General features: G+C 67.7%; 1 protein-coding gene. It reads right to left on the bottom strand.

The annotated features are described in order from the left end of the window. On the bottom strand, positions 1 to 504 hold a 504-nt coding region (locus tag LG632_RS30030), incomplete at both ends, for a condensation domain-containing protein (protein WP_226731086.1).

Here is a 504-nt window from a genome sequence, read left to right as displayed (position 1 = left end):
ACCTGGAGCATGATCTGGAACAGGGGGTGGCGGGCCGCCGAACGCGCCGGGTTGACCGCCTCCACGATCCGCTCGAACGGCACGTCCTGATGCGCGTACGCCGCAAGACTCGTCTCCCGCACCCGCGCCAGCAACTCCGTGAACGTCGGATCACCCGACACGTCCGCCCGGATCACCAACGTGTTCACGAAGAAACCGATCAGCTCGTCCAGAGCCTCGTCCGACCGACCCGCAACCGGCGTACCGATCGCAATGTCCGTCCCCGCACCCAACCGGCTCAACACCGCCGCCAACGCGGCATGCATCACCATCGTCAGCGTCGTACCCGTCGCACGCGCGAGCTCGGCCAGCCGACCGTGCAGCTCCGCCCCCAACTCCACCTCGAACGAACGACCCTCGTACGACGCCACCGCCGGACGCCGACGATCCGTCGGATACGCCAACTCCTCCGGCAACCCCGCAAGAGCCTCACGCCAGAAACCGACCTCACGACCGGCAACCGAC

It is taken from the genome of Streptomyces antimicrobicus, from assembly GCF_020532625.1.
Lineage (GTDB): Bacteria > Actinomycetota > Actinomycetes > Streptomycetales > Streptomycetaceae > Streptomyces > Streptomyces antimicrobicus.
The sequence above is the reverse complement of the archived record's forward strand: the minus strand, read 5'-3'. Positions and strand labels throughout refer to the sequence as shown.